This window comes from Streptomyces sp. NPDC102441 (assembly GCF_044765585.1).
Taxonomy (GTDB): Bacteria; Actinomycetota; Actinomycetes; order Streptomycetales; family Streptomycetaceae; genus Streptomyces.
This window is the reverse complement of sequence record NZ_JBIWKH010000005.1, coordinates 532523-549369: the sequence shown is the minus strand read 5'-3', so window position 1 is coordinate 549369 and position 16847 is coordinate 532523. Positions and strand designations below refer to the sequence as shown.

At 71.3% G+C, this 16847-nt stretch carries 17 protein-coding genes; 9 read left to right on the top strand and 8 right to left on the bottom strand.

Annotated features, from left to right (window positions below):
- From ACIREO_RS14010 to ACIREO_RS13990, 5 genes are all read left to right on the top strand, one after another.
- Window positions 1–497: hypothetical protein (locus tag ACIREO_RS14010; RefSeq protein ID WP_404108684.1), on the top strand; the 497-nt coding region annotated here is incomplete at its 5' end.
- A 119-nt stretch (window positions 498–616) separates the two neighbouring features.
- The gene (locus tag ACIREO_RS14005; protein WP_404108758.1) at window positions 617–1306 is read left to right on the top strand and encodes a class F sortase; all 690 of its coding nucleotides are present in this window, start codon (window positions 617–619) and stop codon (window positions 1304–1306) included.
- A gap of 96 nt (window positions 1307–1402) precedes the next feature.
- Entirely contained in the window at window positions 1403–2440 is a 1038-nt protein-coding gene (locus tag ACIREO_RS14000) for an MDR family NADP-dependent oxidoreductase (RefSeq protein WP_404108682.1), read from the top strand.
- Between the two features lie 33 nt (window positions 2441–2473).
- On the top strand, window positions 2474–2860 hold the full coding sequence (locus ACIREO_RS13995) for a MerR family transcriptional regulator (protein ID WP_404108680.1): 387 nt from the start codon (window positions 2474–2476) through the stop codon (window positions 2858–2860).
- Between the two features lie 333 nt (window positions 2861–3193).
- Window positions 3194–3601 (top strand): hypothetical protein, encoded by a 408-nt coding sequence (locus tag ACIREO_RS13990; RefSeq protein ID WP_404108678.1) that lies wholly within the window; start codon window positions 3194–3196, stop codon window positions 3599–3601.
- A 3-nt stretch (window positions 3602–3604) separates the two neighbouring features.
- Here ACIREO_RS13990 and ACIREO_RS13985 read toward each other — a convergent pair whose 3' ends face one another.
- Together ACIREO_RS13985 and ACIREO_RS13980 are read right to left on the bottom strand one after the other, a co-directional pair.
- On the bottom strand, window positions 3605–4237 hold the full coding sequence (locus ACIREO_RS13985; RefSeq protein WP_404108676.1) for a DNA polymerase ligase N-terminal domain-containing protein: 633 nt from the start codon (window positions 4235–4237) through the stop codon (window positions 3605–3607).
- 73 nt (window positions 4238–4310) lie between these two features.
- Window positions 4311–4835: a DUF4232 domain-containing protein gene (locus ACIREO_RS13980; protein ID WP_404108672.1), complete on the bottom strand. Its 525-nt coding sequence runs from the start codon at window positions 4833–4835 to the stop codon at window positions 4311–4313.
- Between the two features lie 191 nt (window positions 4836–5026).
- On the opposite strand from ACIREO_RS13980, the gene ACIREO_RS13975 reads away from it, so the two are divergent.
- A complete protein-coding gene (locus ACIREO_RS13975) occupies window positions 5027–5944 on the top strand; it encodes a family 16 glycosylhydrolase (protein ID WP_404108669.1) in 918 nt (305 codons plus the stop codon).
- A 54-nt stretch (window positions 5945–5998) separates the two neighbouring features.
- A complete protein-coding gene (locus tag ACIREO_RS13970; protein ID WP_404108667.1) occupies window positions 5999–6991 on the top strand; it encodes an aldo/keto reductase in 993 nt (330 codons plus the stop codon).
- Window positions 6992–7000: 9 nt separating this feature from the next.
- Here the strand turns inward: ACIREO_RS13970 and ACIREO_RS13965 are convergent, their stop codons facing one another.
- From ACIREO_RS13965 to ACIREO_RS13955, 3 genes are all read right to left on the bottom strand, one after another.
- The gene (locus ACIREO_RS13965; protein WP_404108664.1) at window positions 7001–8182 is read right to left on the bottom strand and encodes a serine/threonine-protein kinase; all 1182 of its coding nucleotides are present in this window, start codon (window positions 8180–8182) and stop codon (window positions 7001–7003) included.
- 241 nt (window positions 8183–8423) lie between these two features.
- Window positions 8424–9113: an HAD family hydrolase gene (locus ACIREO_RS13960; RefSeq protein WP_404108661.1), complete on the bottom strand. Its 690-nt coding sequence runs from the start codon at window positions 9111–9113 to the stop codon at window positions 8424–8426.
- Between the two features lie 24 nt (window positions 9114–9137).
- A complete protein-coding gene (locus ACIREO_RS13955; RefSeq protein WP_404108659.1) occupies window positions 9138–9617 on the bottom strand; it encodes an Lrp/AsnC family transcriptional regulator in 480 nt (159 codons plus the stop codon).
- A 235-nt stretch (window positions 9618–9852) separates the two neighbouring features.
- Here ACIREO_RS13955 and ACIREO_RS13950 point away from each other — a divergent pair, with 235 nt between their 5' ends.
- Window positions 9853–11343, top strand: a complete 1491-nt coding sequence (locus ACIREO_RS13950) for a Gfo/Idh/MocA family protein (RefSeq protein ID WP_404108656.1) — start codon at window positions 9853–9855, stop codon at window positions 11341–11343.
- Between the two features lie 90 nt (window positions 11344–11433).
- Here the strand turns inward: ACIREO_RS13950 and ACIREO_RS13945 are convergent, their stop codons facing one another.
- The 3 genes from ACIREO_RS13945 to ACIREO_RS13935 form a co-directional block, all read right to left on the bottom strand.
- Window positions 11434–13107 carry an SMP-30/gluconolactonase/LRE family protein gene (locus ACIREO_RS13945; protein ID WP_404108652.1) on the bottom strand — a complete coding sequence of 558 codons (1674 nt, stop codon included), beginning with the start codon at window positions 13105–13107 and terminating at the stop codon, window positions 11434–11436.
- 5 nt (window positions 13108–13112) lie between these two features.
- Complete coding sequence (locus ACIREO_RS13940) at window positions 13113–14942, bottom strand: flavin-containing monooxygenase (protein WP_404108649.1); 1830 nt, start codon at window positions 14940–14942, stop codon at window positions 13113–13115.
- A 297-nt stretch (window positions 14943–15239) separates the two neighbouring features.
- Window positions 15240–16007 carry an SDR family NAD(P)-dependent oxidoreductase gene (locus ACIREO_RS13935; protein WP_404108647.1) on the bottom strand — a complete coding sequence of 256 codons (768 nt, stop codon included), beginning with the start codon at window positions 16005–16007 and terminating at the stop codon, window positions 15240–15242.
- A 130-nt stretch (window positions 16008–16137) separates the two neighbouring features.
- Here ACIREO_RS13935 and ACIREO_RS13930 point away from each other — a divergent pair, with 130 nt between their 5' ends.
- Window positions 16138–16815 (top strand): TetR/AcrR family transcriptional regulator, encoded by a 678-nt coding sequence (locus ACIREO_RS13930; protein WP_404108645.1) that lies wholly within the window; start codon window positions 16138–16140, stop codon window positions 16813–16815.
- The last annotated feature ends 32 nt before the right edge of the window (window positions 16816–16847 follow it).

Sequence of the window (16847 nt, the reverse complement as noted above, 5' to 3'; positions counted from 1 at the left end):
TGTCGTCGGACGACTGGGAGAAGGACAAGGAGTCCGGCTCCGGCAGCAACGACGACCGTGAGAAGCCGGACTCGTGGAAGCACGACAAGCCCGAGGGCGGTGTGCACGCCGGTGGCGGTGCGCTGGCCGGTCTGTCGTCGGACGACTGGGAGAAGGACAAGGAGTCCGGCTCCGGCAGCAACGACGACCGTGAGAAGCCGGACTCGTGGAAGCACGACAAGCCCGAGGGTGGCGTGCACGCCGGTGGTGGTGCGCTGGCCGGTCTGTCGTCGGACGACTGGGAGAAGGACAAGGAGTCCGGCTCCGGCACCGGCTCCGATGACAGCGAGAAGACCTGGAAGCACGAGAAGCCCGAGGGTGGCGTCCACACCGGCGGTGGCGCGATGGCGCTCTCCGGCAGCGGCCTGGCCGCCGGTTCGGTGCTGATGCTCGGTGGCCTGGGTGCCGCCGCGTACAAGCTGCGCCGCCGCAACGCCTCGGGTGCCGCGGCCGTCTGACCGCCGCTCCGCATCGCTGAACGAATCCTGTCGTGGCCGCCGCCCTCTCCAGGGCGGTGGCCGCGCCGATTTCCCCGTACAGCCGTCCGTCCCTCCCGTACGCGAAAGGCAGCATGCGCATGGCCGCCCCGCAGCCGTCCGACCCAGACCCCGCCTCCCCTGCCCTCGGCCGTTCCCTGCTGTGGCCCGTCGCGGCGGTGGGACTGGGCTTCCTCCTCGTCTACAACTCCTTCGACGCGTCGGCCGGAGTCCCGCCCGCCCCCGCCGTGGTCTCCCTCCCCGCCTCCTCGGCGCCCGCCTCGCCCGGCCCGTCGGCGTCCGCGTCCACCACTCCTCTCGGGCTGCCAAGGTCCGAGCCCAAGCGGATCTCGATCAAGTCGATCGCCGTCGACGCCCCCTTCACGCCCTTGTCGATCGGTTCCTCCGGGCAGCTGGACGCGCCGCCGGCGACCGACGCGAACCTCGCGGGCTGGTTCAAGGACGGGGCGACCCCAGGCGAGCGCGGCACCTCGGTGGTGGCCGGGCACGTCGACACCAAGACCGGTCCCGCCGTCTTCCTGCTGCTCAGTACGCTCAAGGCGGGCAACACGGTGGACATCACCCGTCAGGACGGTGCCGTCGCCACATTCAAGATCGACTCGGTCGAGACCTTCAGCAAGGCGGATTTCCCCGACAAGCGGGTGTACGCCGACACCGGCGCCGCCCAGCTGCGGCTGATCACCTGCGGCGGTGTCTACGACAAGAAGAAGAAGGACTACAAGGACAACGTGGTGGTGTTCGCGCACCTCGCCTCCACCAAGAACTCCTGACGCGGTCCGGCCCTTGCCCCTGACGTACGGGTGAGGGCTGAGCGTCTGCGTGCTCCGGCCACCCGGGCCCGGAGCACGCAGACGAGGAGTCCGCCGATGACCGCACGTCCGGCCCTGCCCCGTACCTCCCACGAGGTACGGCTTGCGGCCGTCCCCGAGGGCCTGCCGCGCCCCGAGCACTTCCGCGTCGTGGAGCAGCCGCTTCCACGGCCGGGGGAGGGGGAGGTGCTGGTACGCAACACGTACTTCCAGGTCTTCCCCGCCCTGCGCACCGTCATCGGCGGCGGGGTGGAGGGGGCGCCCTTCCCCGGTCTGGTCCCCGGCGACACCCTGTTCGGCCCGGCCGTCGGTGAGGTGATGGCGCGGCCGGGCACCGCCGGACCGCCCGTGGGATCGCTGGTCTCGCACTTCCTCGGATGGCGGGAGTACGCGGTGGTGCCCGTCGGGGGGTGCGTCCTGCTCGAAGACGGCGCACTCCCCGGCCCGGCGGCACATCTCTCCCAGGGCGCCCTGGGATATGCGGCGCTCACCCGGTCCGCGGACCTCCAGCCGGGGGAGACCGTGTTCGTGTCGGGCGGGGCAGGAGGGGTCGGCTCGATGGCGGGCCAGACCGCCCGGCTGCTGGGCGCCGGACGCGTGATCGGAAGCACCGGGTCGTCGGCCAAGGCCCAGCGGATGACGGACAGCCTCGGATACGACGCCGTCGTGCTGAGGAACCCGGAGCATTCTTTCTCCGGCCGGCTGGCCGAAGCAGCCCCTGAGGGTATTGATGTCTTTGTCGACATGGTCGGGGGCGAGCAGCTGCGGGCCGCCGTACGGGCGGCGCGGCCCGGAGCCCGGTTCGTCCTGGTCGGGGCGCTGGCAGGCCAGCTGTCCGAAAAGGGGGGCGGCACCACCGCGCCGGTCGAGATCGACACGTTCCAGCTGGTCGTCAAGCGGATCACGATGCGGGGGGTCTCCGGTCTTGACCACCCGGAGGCCCATGGCGAATGGACCCGGAAATTCGGCGCGTGGCTGCGATCCGGCGAGATCACCTTTCCGCATGTGCGGATCACGGGCATGCACAACGCCCCTGCCGCGTTGCACGAGTTGATGACCGGGCAGCATCTCGGCACGGTGGTGGTCGAGCTGTAGCACCAGGACGGCACAGCGGCAGTGGGGGTGGGGATGCGGATCGGTGACGCCGCTGCGGCGGCGGGGACCACGCCGAGAGCTCTTCGGTTCTACGAGGAGCGAGGGCTGCTGCCCCCGCCGGCGCGCAGCACCACGGGACAGCGGCAGTACAGCGCACGGGATGTCGCCCGGATCGGGTTCATCCGCGAGCTGCTGTCCCTTGGGCTCACCGTGGAGGACCTGAGCCACTGTGCGGACCGTCTCGACCTGCTCATGGACGATCCGCCGCAGCGCTGCGGTGCCTCAGGCGACGGAGACACGGGGAGCCCGGGGGTCGCCGCGCGGAGACTGGCCGTGCTGGACGCGGAGATCGCCCGACTGACCCGGCTGCGAGAGCAACTGGCGTCCCGCGTCGGGGCGGTGGGCGGGCCGGCCCGCTGAGGCATCGGTATCCGCCGGCTGCGCGGTCCCGTGGACACCTGATATCCGACGGTGACGACGACCACCGCAGACGCGCGGACACAGCAGTGGTGCCTGGGGCGGTCCTGCTGGCCGGGCTCCACGCGCGGCTCGGCATCCACCTCCCGCGACGGCGGCTGCCTGCGTGGCGCACGGTTCCGCCGCTGCCGGCGCGGGTGCGGATCGCCTGGCTGCGGGCCGAACTCATCACGGACCCCACGATGCTGCGGGACGAGCCACCCGGCGAACCGCTCTACCAGGCCGTGCGCGGTATGGACGCCGGGGACGCCCACCGCCCAGAAGGCCGAAACCGCCGTGCTGCATGCGGCGTTCGGTACGCCGGAACCGCTCACGCCCGGCAGCGAGGCGGAAGCGTGGCGGTCCGCGCTGCGCCCCGCCCTCCGTTCCCGCCGCACCCTTGAGGAGTTCCGGCGCCACGCCCCGCGCCCTCCGGACTCCAGGCAGCGCCTCTCCGCTCTGATGGCCGGGTACTCCGACGCCGGCGACGACCGGGCACGTGCCCTTCTCGTCGACTGGATGACGGGCCTTCAGCCCCTCGGCGCGCCCCCGTGGCCGCTCTCCGGGACGGCAGGTCCGGCTTCGCGGCCGCAGTTTCCCGCTCTGCGGCACGCCGTCCGCCACGCCCGGCCCGACAAGCGCCACCGCTACACAGACGTCCTGGGACGGCTGGGCGCGTCCGACGGCGGGCCGCCCGCGCGGTGATTCTCAGTGGGCGCCCTCCCGCTCCGCCACGGCGACCTGGTGCAGCGTGCGGCCGGTGCGGGCCGAGCGCGCGTGGTACGGATCGGGAGTGCCCGGCCGGTCGTGCACCGCCTGCCGGTCATCGGCCTTGATCAGCAGCCAGGCCTCCGGTCCGGGGACCCCGTCCTCGTCGTCGATACGGAAGCGGGTCAGGGCGAACTCTCCGTGCAGCTTGGCCCCGTCGAGCCGGAACGTGGCGTGCCCGCGTTCCAGGGACTCGGCGAACGGGACGGGGGCGCCCGCGAGATCGTGGCTGGTCGGGCTGTAGGTGCCCTGGTCCCAGACGATCACGGTGCCGCTGCCCTGTTCGTCCCGCGGAATGACGCCTTCGAAGTCGCGGTACTCCAGGGGATGGTCGTCCGTCGGCACGGCCAGTCGCTTGTCGCTCGGGTTGTCCGACGGGCCGCGCGGTACGGCCCAGGACTTCAGGACGCCGCCGACCTCGAGACGGAAGTCGAAATGCATACGCCGGGCGTCGTGGATCTGCACCACGAAGCGCCGTGTGCTCTCGCTGTCCACGTCAGATCCTTCCGCCGGGACGCGCTCGGACGAAACGCGTCCGCCCGGTCGGGGCCGCGCGTGCCCCGCACAGTCCATGCCTCCACTGTGCCGCCGCCGACCGCGCGCCGCACGGCGGCAGTCGTACGTGGAGCCCGCGCGGCGAGGCGGATCAGTCCGTGTGCTCCTCGAGTGCGGCGTCGGCCGCCGCGGCGGAGCCGTGCCACCAGGTGGTCACCGGCTCCCAGACCCGGATTCCGTCCGGAGCCCCCAGCGAGGCCGCGTCGAAGGTCCGCCCGCGGTGCGAGGGGTCCCCGGCGACCGTCAGCCGGTCCACCACCCGCAGCTCGGTGGCCGACGGGTCCAGGGTGCGCACCGCGGCGTAGGCCGAGCCGCCGGCCGGCAGGCGGTACGGTCCGCTCCCGCCCTCGGGCACCGGCAGGGCGGGGCCGTCCAGATCGTCGAAGACGACCGTGGGGATGCGGTCGACGGCGCACGCCTGGCGACCGTGGTTGGTGACGCTGATCCGCACCGTCTCCGGCTGGTCCGAGGCCGAGGCGGCGACATTCAGGCTGCCTTCCCGACAGGTGGGGAGAGGGGGCGCGGCGGAGGAGGCCGTCGCCGCGCCGGCCGGAGCCAGCAGGGTGAAGGCCAGGGCGAGGGCGGCGGGAAGGGAGACTTCGGTATGGATGCGCATGGGTTGTCCGTTCCCCGCCGCGGCGACTTCTACCCGTAGCCGCCCGGTCTGGACCAGATCCTTGACGGGCCCCGGGCGGCTGCCTTAAATCAAGAGTTGAAAGATACGCCTGAGGTGAGCGCGTCAACCGTTCATCTCTCGGTGCTACCTGTCATGCGCATGACTGTCATCCCCCCACCCGAAATGATGTGATGACTGTGCCTTCTCCCCACCACGCGGTACGCCGCCTCTCGAAGAGGCGCCGCGCGACGCTGTACGCCGCTCTCTCCCTGCTGTGCTGCTCCGTGGCCATGACCGCCCTTCCCGCCGGAGCCTCGGCCGCACCCGACCCCCACACGGCTGCGTCCTCCACGGATTCCCGGGCGGCTGCGGTGGCCTTCGAGGACGGGTTCGACGGCCCCGCGGGCTCCGCCGTCGACGGCGGCAAGTGGCTGACCGAGACCGGCGACAACGTCAACAACCACGAACGGCAGTACTACACGGCCGGAAACAGCAACGCCGCCCTCGACGGCCAGGGCAACCTCGTCATCACCGCCCGTAAGGAGAACCCCGGCAACTACCAGTGCTGGTACGGGGCCTGTGAGTACACCTCGTCCCGGCTCAACACCTCCGGCAAGTTCACCGCGAAGTACGGACATGTCGAGAGCAGGATGAAGATCCCGCGCGGGCAGGGCATATGGCCCGCGTTCTGGATGCTCGGCGCCGACATCGGCGACGTCGGCTGGCCCAACAGTGGCGAGATCGACATCATGGAGAACGTCGGCAAGGAGCCCGGCACCGTCCATGGCACCCTGCACGGCCCCGGCTACTCCGGCGAGGGCGGCATCGGCGCCGGCTACACCCTTCCGGGCGGGGCCGCCTTCGCCGACGACTTCCACACCTTCGCGGTGGACTGGGCCCCCGACTCCATCACCTGGTCCGTCGACGGCACCGTCTACCAGACGAGGACACCCGCGGACCTCAACGGCAACACCTGGGTGTTCGACAAGCCGTTCTTCATCATCCTCAACCTCGCTGTCGGAGGTTACTGGCCGGGCGACCCGGACGGCAGCACCACCTTCCCACAGGAACTCGTCGTCGACTACGTCCGTGTGACCACGAGCGACTGAGCGCGGACGCGGACCGGCGCCGGCCACCGCCGCCGGTCCGCGTGCGGACGTAGCATGAGCCGTATGGAGCAGCGCACACTCGGCAGGACCGGCCGTGACGTATCGGTCGTAGGACAGGGCACCTGGCAGCTGGGCGGGGACTGGGGTGAGGTGCGGGAGGCGGATGCCTTCGGCGTCCTCGACGCCGCCGTCGAGTCGGGAGTCACCTTCTTCGACACCGCCGACGTCTACGGCGACGGCCGCAGCGAACAGCTCATCGGCCGCTATCTGAAGGACCGCCCGGACGCGGACGTCTTCGTCGCCACCAAGATGGGCAGGCGCGCCGAACAGCTTCCGGAGAACTACGTCCTGGACAACTTCCGTACCTGGAACGACCGCTCACGCGCCAACCTCGGCACCGACACCCTCGATCTCGTACAACTGCACTGCCCGCCCACGGCCGTCTACTCCTCCGACGCCGTGTACGACGCCCTCGACACGCTCGTCGCCGAGCAGCGGATCGCCGCCTACGCCGTGAGCGTCGAAACGTGCGCCGAGGCGCTCAAGGCCATCGCCAGGCCCGGAGTGGCCAGCGTGCAGATCATCCTCAACCCGTTCCGTCCGAAGCCCCTCGACGAGGTCCTCCCGGCAGCTGTCGAGGCGGGGGTCGGGATCATCGCGCGTGTTCCGCTCGCCTCCGGACTGCTCTCCGGCAAGTACACCGCGGACACGGTCTTCGCTCCCGAGGACCACCGCACGTACAACCGCCACGGCGAGGCGTTCGACCAGGGTGAGACGTTCTCGGGCATCGACTACGCGACCGGTGTGGCCGCCGCCGCGGAGTTCGCCGGGCTCGCGCCCGAAGGAGTCACCCCGGCGCAGACCGCGCTGCGCTGGATCATCCAGCAGCCCGGTGTCACCGGCGTCATCCCCGGTGCGCGCTCGGTGGAGCAGGCCCGTGCCAACGCGTCGGCCGCCGCGCTCCCGCCCCTCCCGCAGAGCACGCTGGACGCGGTGCGCGACCTGTACGACCGCCGGATCCGCGCGGAGGTCCACTCCCGCTGGTGAACGGGCGGCTCAGTCGTCCTCGCCGTCGCCGTCCTGAGCCGGGTCCGCTGCCGGTTCGGTCGGCGCGGGCGACTCGAGTCCCGCCGTCGGGGTGGCACCGGGATCCGGGGTGTCAGCCACACCGGTGTCCGGTGCGAAGAGGATCGTGCCCAGGTACACCGCCGCCAGAAAGGCGATCGTTCCGGCCACGGCGCTCGCCACGCGCGGGCGGCGGCGGATGGCCTCACCCGTACTCATCCGTCGCGTCGTCGCCGATCGGGCCGCGGATCTGGACGCCCGGGGCGCGGGAGCCGCCCGTCTGCGGCCGCCGGCCTGCGGCAGCCGGTACGTCGACGGGCCCCCGGCGCCCGGGGCGCCCGGAGCCTGCGCGGGAGCGACATGCGCGGCGGGCCGCGGGGCGGCGGCCGTGTGATGTGGCAGCGGCTCGGGCCGGCCGCGCCAGGCGTCCGTACGGAACCAGTCGGAGACCTGCTGCGCGCTCGGCCGGTCCTCGGGTTTTTTCGCCAGCAGGCCCAGCAGATACGAATCGAACGCGGGGGAGATGTCCACCCCTCGCTGTCTGACCGGCACCGGAGGCGTGTCCACGTGCTGGTAGAGCGTGGCGGTCGCCGTGTCGGAGCGGAACGGCGGCTGCCCTGCCAGCAACTGGTAGACGACGCAGCCCAGGGAGTACATGTCCGACGCGGAGTCGGCCGTACGGCCGAGGGCCCGTTCCGGAGCCAGATACAGGCTCGTACCGACGATGTGGCCGGCCGTGGTCAGCGCCGTGGAAGGGTCGTCGACGAACTGGGCGATGCCGAAGTCCCCGATCTTCACGGACCCGTCGGCGTCCAGCATCAGGTTCCCGGGCTTGATGTCCCGGTGGACGATGCCCTGCCGGTGAGCAGCCGCCAGACCGGCGGCGGCCTGGCCGGCGATACGCGCGACCTGCTCGGGATGGACCGTCTCCTGAGCCTCCAGCAGATCCCCGAGGCTCCTGCCCTCGACCAGCTCCATCACCAGATAGAAGCGGTCTTCCCACGAGCCGAAGTCGAACACGGCCACCAGGTGAGGGTGGCTCAGGCGCGCGGCCGTCTGCGCCTCCAGGCGGAAGCGCGCGGTCGACGAGGCATCAGCCTGGTCGCCCAGCAGCAGCTTCACCGCCACAGCCCGTCCCAGCACTTCGTCCGTGGCGCGCCACACCTCACCCATACCGCCACGGCCGATGGGGGATATCAGCCGGTACCGCCCAGCAACCAGCACCTGTGCACACCAATCTCGAATTGTGGCCCGCTCCGACTGCCGCGGCGGCGACCCCATCGGGCTCATCGCCCCGGTACGGTGCGTCGGGGTGCGCGGCGTGATCAGGATATCTGTCCTCCGGACCTCCGCTCGCCCTGCCGGAGGGCGAGACGCCGGATCCGGCCAATCGGTGGGCGGGAGCGGCCTGTTCTCACCCGGTGGAGAGCCACTCGAGCACCGCAGCCGCGGTGAACTCCGCCTGCCCGCCCGGGAACAGCAACTCCGCCTTCCCGAACGCCGCTCCGTCCGCCGTCGCCCGGTCGTCGGGAACGGCGACACAGCGCATTCCCGCGGCGTGGGCCGCGCGGACCCCCGGGACGGCGTCCTCCAGGACCACGCACGAGTCCGGGGCGACCCCGAGCCGCCGGGCCGCCTCCAGGAACACGTCGGGCTCCGGCTTGCCGTGCGCCACCTCCTCGGCGGACACATACAGGGGGAGGTACGCGTCGAGTCCCGTGACCGAGAGCGATGCCTCGATCGCGGCCCTGGAGGACCCCGACGCCACCGCCATCGGCACCCCGCCCTCGTGCAGCCGCTCGACGAGGGCGCGCATCTCGGGGAAGGCGCGGGTGGAGGTCCCTGCGAGCTCCAGGTACAGGGCGTTCTTTCCGGCCAGCAGTTCGTCGACCGGCGCCTCGATCCCGTACTCCTCCCGCAGGACGGTGAGGGTCTCCCGGGTGCCGATCCCGATGAAACGGGTGTGGTTCTCCCAGCTGAAGTCCCGCACGCCGTACCGGGCGAGGAGCCGGCGCCCCGCCTCGTAGTAGTTCGGCTCGCTGTCGACGAGAGTGCCGTCGAGATCGAAGAGGACGGGCGGGGCGGGGAAGGACCGGTTGTTCATGGGCTCCAGCATGCCCGACGGTGATCAGCCGGAGCCCGCTGCCCGCCCCACCGACTCGACCAGTGGCAGGACCCGGTGCGCAACCCGCTCGCGCAGAGCCACATCGGTACGGGTCCTGACCACGCCGGGGAGCCGGATCAACTGCTGGATCACGTCCTCCAGATGCCCGTTGTCACGGGCCACGACACGCGTCAGCAGATCGCCGCCCCCGGTCGTGGAGAACGCCTCGATGATCTCCGGGACGGCGGCGAGCGCGTCCCCCACCTCGTCCAGATGCCCCTGGGTGACCTCCAGATGCACGAAGGCGAGCACCGGGTGACCGAGGGCAGCGGGGGAGAGGGCGGGGCCCGTGCCCGTGATCACTCCGTCCCGCTCCAGCCGGTCCATCCGGGCCTGCAGAGTGCCGCGTGCCACGCCGAGGATGCGCGCGTACTCACGCACGCTGGTGCGCGGCTGCTCGATGAGCAGCCGAAGGATGCGGGTGTCGAGGGCGTCCACCGCCATGTCCGGCTGTACTCCTCCTGGCTCGGTGAATCGGTCGCCCGACTGTACCCAGGGCGGGCCGGCGGGGCGCGGCAACGGGCCGGTCCCAGGTGTGCGTGTGGTTCCCGGCGGGCACACATCATGCGTTGTTCCGCGTGAGAACGGCTGGGTGGGCCGGAGAGCACCACAGATGCGTCGAGGCAGCCGACGGGCCCCGGAAGACGGCAACACGACAGACCGAGGGAAAAGGACCGTGGTGACCAAGCACAGCCCGGTGGACCAGAACCCGACCGCGCCCGCGTCGAGCACCGGCACCCGGGCCGGCCCCGGCGTGGTCCCGGACTTCACGGCCCCGCCCCCGGGCCGCCGCCGCACCCGCTACGCGGTGGCCGGCACCGGCCACCGCGCGGGCATGTACGTCACGGCGCTGACCGGGGAGCACGCGGACGTCGGTGAACTGGTGGCGTGGCTGGACCCGAATCCCGCGAGGATCGACTACTACGACGCGTACGTCGGGCAGGCGCTCGGCTCCGGAGCCCCCGCGGGCCTGCCGCGCTACGGGCCGGAGGACCTGGAGACGATGATCGCCGAGCAGGCCGTCGACTCCGTCGTGATCACGAGTGTCGACCGCACGCACGCCGAACTCGTGGACCGTGCCCTGCGGGCCGGGGCCGACGTGGTGGTGGAGAAGCCGCTCACGACGGACGCGGCCGGGTGCCGACGGATCACCGCAGCCGTCGCCGACACCGGCCGGGATGTGGTGATGACCTTCAACTACCGTTACGCGCCACGTAACTCCTCGCTGCGCCGGCTGATCGGGAGCGGTGCGATAGGGCAGGTGACGGGCGTGCACTTCGAGTGGGCGCTCGACACCATGCACGGCGCGGACTACTTCCGGCGCTGGCACCGCGACAAGACCAACTCCGGTGGCCTGCTCGTGCACAAGGCGAGTCACCACTTCGACCTGGTCAACTGGTGGCTGGACGATGTCCCCGTCCGTGTCTTCGCCTCCGGCGCACTGAGGTTCTACGGCGACAAGAACGCCGCCGGCAGAGGCATGGGCCCACGTCCGGAGCGCGGCACCGGTGCGCAGGGGGACCCCTTCTCGCTCGACCTGAGGGACGATCCGCGCCTCGAGGCGCTGTACCTGCGCGCCGAGGAGCACGACGGATACCTCCGCGACCAGGACCCGTTCGCGCCCGGCATCACCATCGAGGACAACCTGTCCGTCCTGGTCGACTACGAAGGGGGAGCGACGCTCAGCTACTCGCTCAACGCGCACAGCCCCTGGGAGGGTTACAAGGTCACCGTCAACGGCACCGAGGGCAGGGCCGAGCTCCAGGTCGTGGAACGCGGACACCTCCAGCTCGGCACGGACGGCGGGATCGACCTCGATCCGTCGGCCGCCCATGCCCAACTCGCCGACGAAATCCGCCCTACGGGCCACCGGCTGGTCCTGCAGAGGCACTGGAGCCGCGCCGAGGAGGTTCCGGTCCCGGAGGGCATCGGAGGCCACGGAGGCGGTGACGCGATCCTCCTCAAGGACGTATTCCGGCGCGAGCTGCGCGTGGGGGAGGACCCCTTGAACCGCTCCGCGGGGTATCTGGACGGAGTGCGCGCCGTCGCGGTCGGCGCGGCGGCGAACCAGTCACTCGTCACCGGGCTCCCCGTCATGGTCGAGGACCTCGGTCTGGGCGTCCGCCTCGCGGATGGTCAGCCCCCGGCCGGCCCGGCGGTGTCACCTTGATGCTCTGAGGGGGTGCGTCCGGACGGCCGCCGCCCTGCCACGGCACACCCGCGTGCCGTGGCAGGGCGGCAGCCGCTGCCCGGAGGTCTGCTACCGGGGCCCGGACGGGGTCAGCCTCAGCAGGGTGCCCTCGCCGTTCGCTGACAGGACGAGCGAACCGTCCGGTGCGGCGGCGATACCGGCGAAGCGGCGGGCGAGCCCCGGCAGACCGTTGGCGAACAGCGCGGGTTCGGCGTCCGGCGGGAGGGGCACGGCCTGCGGTGACGGACCGACCGGCAGGTCCTCGGCCTCGGTCCAGCTCGCCGCTGTGGTGAGGGAGACCGCGCGCACCCTGCGGTGCTCGGTCTCCACCGTGTACAGCTCGTCGCCCAGGACCGTCAGCCCCTGCGGGGCACCGAGCCCGTCGGCGACGACGGTCGCTGTCCCGTCCTGCTCCAGCCTGAGCACGGCACCCGCCTGCTCGTCACTGACGTAACACAGCCCCGCCGTATCGAAGGCCACGTCGACCGGCCGGCCGAGCCCTTCCGCGAGGACGGTGACCTTGTCGTCCTCGGCGACAGCCAGCACCCGGCCGCCGCCCGTCTCGGCGACGACGAGCGAGCCGGCCGGGCTCACCGCGATGCCCATGGGGCGGCTCAGTCCTCCCACGCGGGTCCGCATCGACCCGTCTGCGGGGTCGTAGGTGCGGACGTCCCCGAACTGCGAGGTGAGGTGAAGGAGTCCGCCCTCCGCGGCGATGCCGTGGGCGAAAGGCGCCAGGACGTGGCTGACCGGTTCACCCGTGTCCGCGCGGGCGCCGTCGCCGGCCCCGGTGCCCTCGGGGGGCACCGCAGGGCTCGCGACCCGGTAGTGGTCGGCCGCGTACACCGTGCCGCCGAGACCGACCGTGACGCCGTAGGGGCCGTCGAAGCCGCGTGGCACGATCACCCGGGTCCGCCCGTCGGGGCGCATCTCGGTGATGCCGCCGCTGGCAAAGCTGGAGACGTACATCCGGTTCTCGGCATCGAACGCCGCGTTGTCCAGTCCCAACACGCCGCTGGTGACCAGGGTTCTGGACCCGGTGCCGTGCAGATCGATGCGGGTCACCCTGCCCTCCGGTCCGAGCGACAGGACATGCAGTACGCCCCCTTGGTCGAAGCGCACCGCGACCGGCCGGTCCACCTGGTCCGCGACCATCTCTGGCTCACCGCCGTCCGGCGGGATGCGCCAGACCTGCTCACTGATCATGTGCGGGTAGTAGAGGTACCCGTCCGGCCCGCGCTGCATCGCGTTGCCCATGGCGAGCCCCTCGGTGAGCACGGCCGGCTCACCGCCGTCCGGAAAGAGTTCCATCAGGCGGCCGTCGGGCTTCATCTCGTTGACGAAAAGCCGGTCGCCGATGCAGGTGATGCCGTTGGGGTTCTTCACCTCGTCGCAGACGAGGGAGTACTCGCCCTGAGGACTGCGCCGCCAGACCCGGCCCGGGACCAGATCGGCGATGTACATCGAGCCGTCCGCTCCGAAGGCGAGGTCGTCCGGCGTCTGGACCGGCCCGCCTGCCGGCACGACGACGTCGAGGTCACCCCCCGCGAGATCGACCGCACTGATCCTCCCTCCCAGGAACTCGGCGACGTACAGCCGCCCGTCCGGGCCGAACGTGATGCCGTTGGATCCCCACAGCGGGTTGGCCGGGTTGAGCCTCTCGGCGGACCGGCGGGCGTTTCGTGGGGTGGCCCCGTCGAACCTGCTGGGGTACGCGGCTGCCTGCTCGTCCGTTGCGCGCATGTTCGTCACTCGGCCACGACCAGGACGTCGTCCATGCCGTCGCTCTCGCGCCAGCTTCTGAGCAGCTTGTGGAAGGCTACCGGCCCGTCGCCGAACGATTGGCTGCGCGCCCGTGGCTTGCCCTCGTTGTTGTAGTACCCGGGCGTGCACTCCGCCTGGAAGGCGTGCACACTCGGCGCCTTCTCGCGGATCGTGGCCACCCACTCCTCCTGCGCCTCGACGGTGGGCTCGATGTGGCGGGCCTTGCGCTCCTCCGACTCGGCGACGACCTCGGCGACGTGCGTGGCCTGTTCGTCGAGGGTGTGGACGTAGTTGACGGAGCTGGCGTTCTGCAGCGGGCCGAGCTGGAAGAAGTTCGGGAAGCCGTGGCTGTAGAACCCGTGGAGCGTCTTCGGGCCCTGGGCCCAGGACTCCAGCAGGGACACCCCGCCCCGCCCGTGCACCGGGAGCCTCCCGGACATCACGCCGGAGATGCCCACCTCGAACCCGGTCGCGAAGATGATGCAGTCGACCTCGTACTCGATACCGCCGACCACCACGGAGTTCTGGGTGATGCGCTCGACCCCATGGCTGTCCGCGGTGTCGACAAGCGTGACGTTGGGGCGGTTGAATGTCTGGAGGTAGTGGTCGCTGAACGTGGGCCGTTTGCACATGTAGCGGTACCAGGGTTTGAGCTTCTCGGCGGTCTCGCTGTCCTCCACGACGGCGTCCACGCGGGCACGGATCTCGTTCATCTTCTGGAAGTCGGCCATCTCGTACGCCCGTTCGTGCTCCTCGGCGGGAACGTCCGCGTAGGCATCGGTCGGGATGAGCTTGTCCTGCAGGCGGGCCGTGCTGGTCCAGGCGTCGTTCACCAGGTCTTTGTCGACCGGCTGGCCGGTGACGACCTCGAGGAAGTTCTCCATCCGCCGCTGCTGCCAGCCGGGCGTGAGCGACTCGGCCCATTCCGGGTCGGTGGGCCGGTTCTCGCGGACGTCGACCGAGGAGGGGGTGCGCTGGAAGACGTACACCTGCCGTGCGTCGGCTCCGAGGTGAGGTACGACCTGGATGGCCGTGGCGCCGGTGCCGATGAGGGCCACACGCTTGTCGGCGAGCCCCGCCAGGCCGCCGTCCTGGTCGCCTCCGGTGTACTCGTAGTCCCAGCGGCTGGTGTGGAAGGTGTGGCCCTCGAAGTCCTCGATACCCGGGATACCGGGCAGCTTCGCCTGGCTGAGCGTTCCGCTCGACACCACCACGTAGCGGGCCCTCATGCGGTCCCCACGGCCCGTGGTGACCGTCCACTCCGACTCGCTGTCGTCCCAGCGCAGTTCGGTGGCCTCGGTCTGGAAGCAGGCGTCCCGGTAGAGGTCGAAGTGCCGTGCGATCGCCTGCGAGTGCTCGCGGATCTCCTCGCCCGGCGCGTACTTCCACTTCGGGACGTAGCCGACCTCTTCCAGCAGAGGCATGTACGTGTAGGCGTCGATGTCGCAGTGGATGCCCGGATACCGGTTCCAGTACCAGGTGCCGCCGAAGTCCCCGCCCTTCTCGACCACCCGGAGCGACCCGACGCCCGCCTGGCGCAGCCGCGCCGCAGCGAGGAGACCACCGAATCCGCCGCCGATGATCACCGCGTCGACCTTGTCCCGCAACGGCTCCCGGGCGAAGTGCGGGTCGGCGTGGGGGTCGGCGTCGTAGTAGCCGAACTCACCGGCGGCCCGCCGGTACTGGGCGCTGCCGTCGGGCCGGATCCGCCGGTCGCGTTCAGCGCGGTACTTCAGGCGCAGCTCTTCGGGGTCGAAGCCCAGATCGTGCGTACCGGGTCCGGTGGGTGTGGGCGAGGTGTGGGGGGATGGCATGCAGGGCCTCATTCCTCTTGGGCTGGGATCAGGGCTGGTGTCGTCGTGCGGGCGCCGGCTGTCCGCGCTGCGGCCGTGGGCAGGTGAGGGGCTGCGTCGGAGGGTGCCCATCGGTGACGTCCCTCGGCTCTCGGGGACTTGCGACGCACACCCCTACCTTGAAGTGCATAGTACACATGATGTGGTGCATGCATATCGTGGTTCCGGCAGGGGTGCGGAAGGTCCCCGGAAACGGCCCTGCGGGCGCTCGGCCCGTGCTGCCTGCCCGTATCCGTACGACGTCCTCGGTGAGGGTGCTCATACCGCGGACCAGCCGTTGTCGACGGGAAGGATCGTTCCGTTGATGTTGCTTGCCGCTTCGGACGCGAGGAAGACGATCGCCGCCGCTTGCTCCTCCGCCCGGGCGGGTGAGCCGACGTTGCCCATGTAGGGGGCGAGGGCGGCCGGCCCGTGGGCGCCCCGGTCGGCCTCGACCCGGATGTTGGTGAGGGTGCCGCCGGGCGCGATGGCGTTGGAGCGGATGCCCTTGTCGCGGTACATGACCGCCAGTGACTTGGTGAGGCCGGCGATACCGTGCTTGGACGCCGTGTACGCGGCGCCCGCCGCACTGCCCCTCAGTGAGGCCTCGGACGCGGTGAAGACGACGGCACCCTTCCCGGCGGCGAGCATGTGCGGCAGTACGGCCCGCGTGAGGCGGAACGGAGCGGTGAGGTTGATGCCGATGACGCGCTCCCACTCGTCGTCGCCCGTGTCGGCCGCCGCCGACATGCTGTCCATGATTCCGGCGTTGTTGACCAGGACGTCTATGCCGCCGAACTCCTCCACCGCCGTGGCGGCGACCCGGTCCACGACAGCCTGGTCCCGGAGGTCCCCGATCACGGTCACCGCGGTCCCGCCGGCCTGTTCCGCCTCCTCGGCGACGGTTCGGGCGGCCGCGTCGTCGACGTCGGCGATCACGATCCGGGCACCCTCCTTCGCGAACAGCAGGGCGGTGGCCCGGCCGATGCCCGATCCGGCGCCGGTGACGATGACGCTGCGGCCCGGGCCCCTGGTGGTGACGCTCACGTGATGCTCCTCGTGCTCGGTGACAGGGGAGGCAGGCTACCTTTAATGGCGGGCCGTGCCAAAAGGGCAAGTGGTGCCAGAAAAGATATCGCTACGATGGGCGCAGCCGGAAGGAAGGTGGCCGAGAACCGTGGAGACCGCGCACGTCACAGGGGCGCACGACCCCGCCTCGGACGCCGCCGGAACCGCGTCCGGCGGTGGCGCCCGCCTCGGGCGCCCGCCGCTGACCGAACGCCGCAAGGCCGCGACCCGGCTGGAGATCGCCCGCGAGGCCGTACGCCTCTTCGCCGACCGGGGTGTGGCCGCGACCACCGCCGAGGAGATCGCCGCCGCCGCGGGAATCTCGCAGCGGACCCTGTGGCGCTACACCTCGTCGAAGGAGCTGTGCGTCCGCCCCCTGCTGACCTACGCGCTCGACTTCGTCATCGCGCTCATGAGGTCGTGGCCACGCGACCGGCCACTGGTGGAGGCCGTCGCGGGGACCCCGTCCACGCGCCCGGCCGCCTCGGCCGACACCGACGCGGACGCGCTGCGTGACCTGGTCCTGCTCACCCGGAGCGAGCCAGGGCTGCGTGCCGTATGGCTCCAGGTCCACCACGACGCGGAGCCGGCCTTCGCCGCGGTCATCGCCGAGCGGACGGGCTGCGGGGCCGATGACATCGAGCCCCGGGTGCAGGCGACCCTGCTCAACGGTGCGCTCCGTATCGCGGTCGAGCAGTGGGCGTGGAGCGCGGACCCGCAGCCGGCTTCGTTGTCCCGCACCATCCACCGGGCGCTGGGGATCGCCCGGTCGGGTTTTTCCCACTGAGCGGACGGGCCCGGCGCGGGCGGCCGAGGTTC

Excerpts from the sequence above, each read along its gene's own strand:
- ACIREO_RS13955 (WP_404108659.1), bottom strand. The coding sequence starts at position 9,617 with ATGGCGGTGGACGCCCTCGACACCCGCATCCTTCGGCTGCTCATCGAG.
- ACIREO_RS13985 (WP_404108676.1), bottom strand. The coding sequence starts at position 4,237 with ATGGACTGTGCGGGGCACGCGCGGCCCCGACCGGGCGGACGCGTTTCG.
- ACIREO_RS13960 (WP_404108661.1), bottom strand. The coding sequence starts at position 9,113 with ATGAACAACCGGTCCTTCCCCGCCCCGCCCGTCCTCTTCGATCTCGAC.
- ACIREO_RS13945 (WP_404108652.1), bottom strand. The coding sequence starts at position 13,107 with ATGCGCGCAACGGACGAGCAGGCAGCCGCGTACCCCAGCAGGTTCGAC.
- ACIREO_RS14000 (WP_404108682.1), top strand. The coding sequence starts at position 1,403 with ATGACCGCACGTCCGGCCCTGCCCCGTACCTCCCACGAGGTACGGCTT.
- ACIREO_RS13980 (WP_404108672.1), bottom strand. The coding sequence starts at position 4,835 with ATGCGCATCCATACCGAAGTCTCCCTTCCCGCCGCCCTCGCCCTGGCC.
- ACIREO_RS13940 (WP_404108649.1), bottom strand. The coding sequence starts at position 14,942 with ATGCCATCCCCCCACACCTCGCCCACACCCACCGGACCCGGTACGCAC.
- ACIREO_RS13965 (WP_404108664.1), bottom strand. The coding sequence starts at position 8,182 with ATGGGTGAGGTGTGGCGCGCCACGGACGAAGTGCTGGGACGGGCTGTG.
- ACIREO_RS14005 (WP_404108758.1), top strand. The coding sequence starts at position 617 with ATGGCCGCCCCGCAGCCGTCCGACCCAGACCCCGCCTCCCCTGCCCTC.
- ACIREO_RS13995 (WP_404108680.1), top strand. The coding sequence starts at position 2,474 with ATGCGGATCGGTGACGCCGCTGCGGCGGCGGGGACCACGCCGAGAGCT.
- ACIREO_RS13975 (WP_404108669.1), top strand. The coding sequence starts at position 5,027 with ATGACTGTGCCTTCTCCCCACCACGCGGTACGCCGCCTCTCGAAGAGG.
- ACIREO_RS13970 (WP_404108667.1), top strand. The coding sequence starts at position 5,999 with ATGAGCCGTATGGAGCAGCGCACACTCGGCAGGACCGGCCGTGACGTA.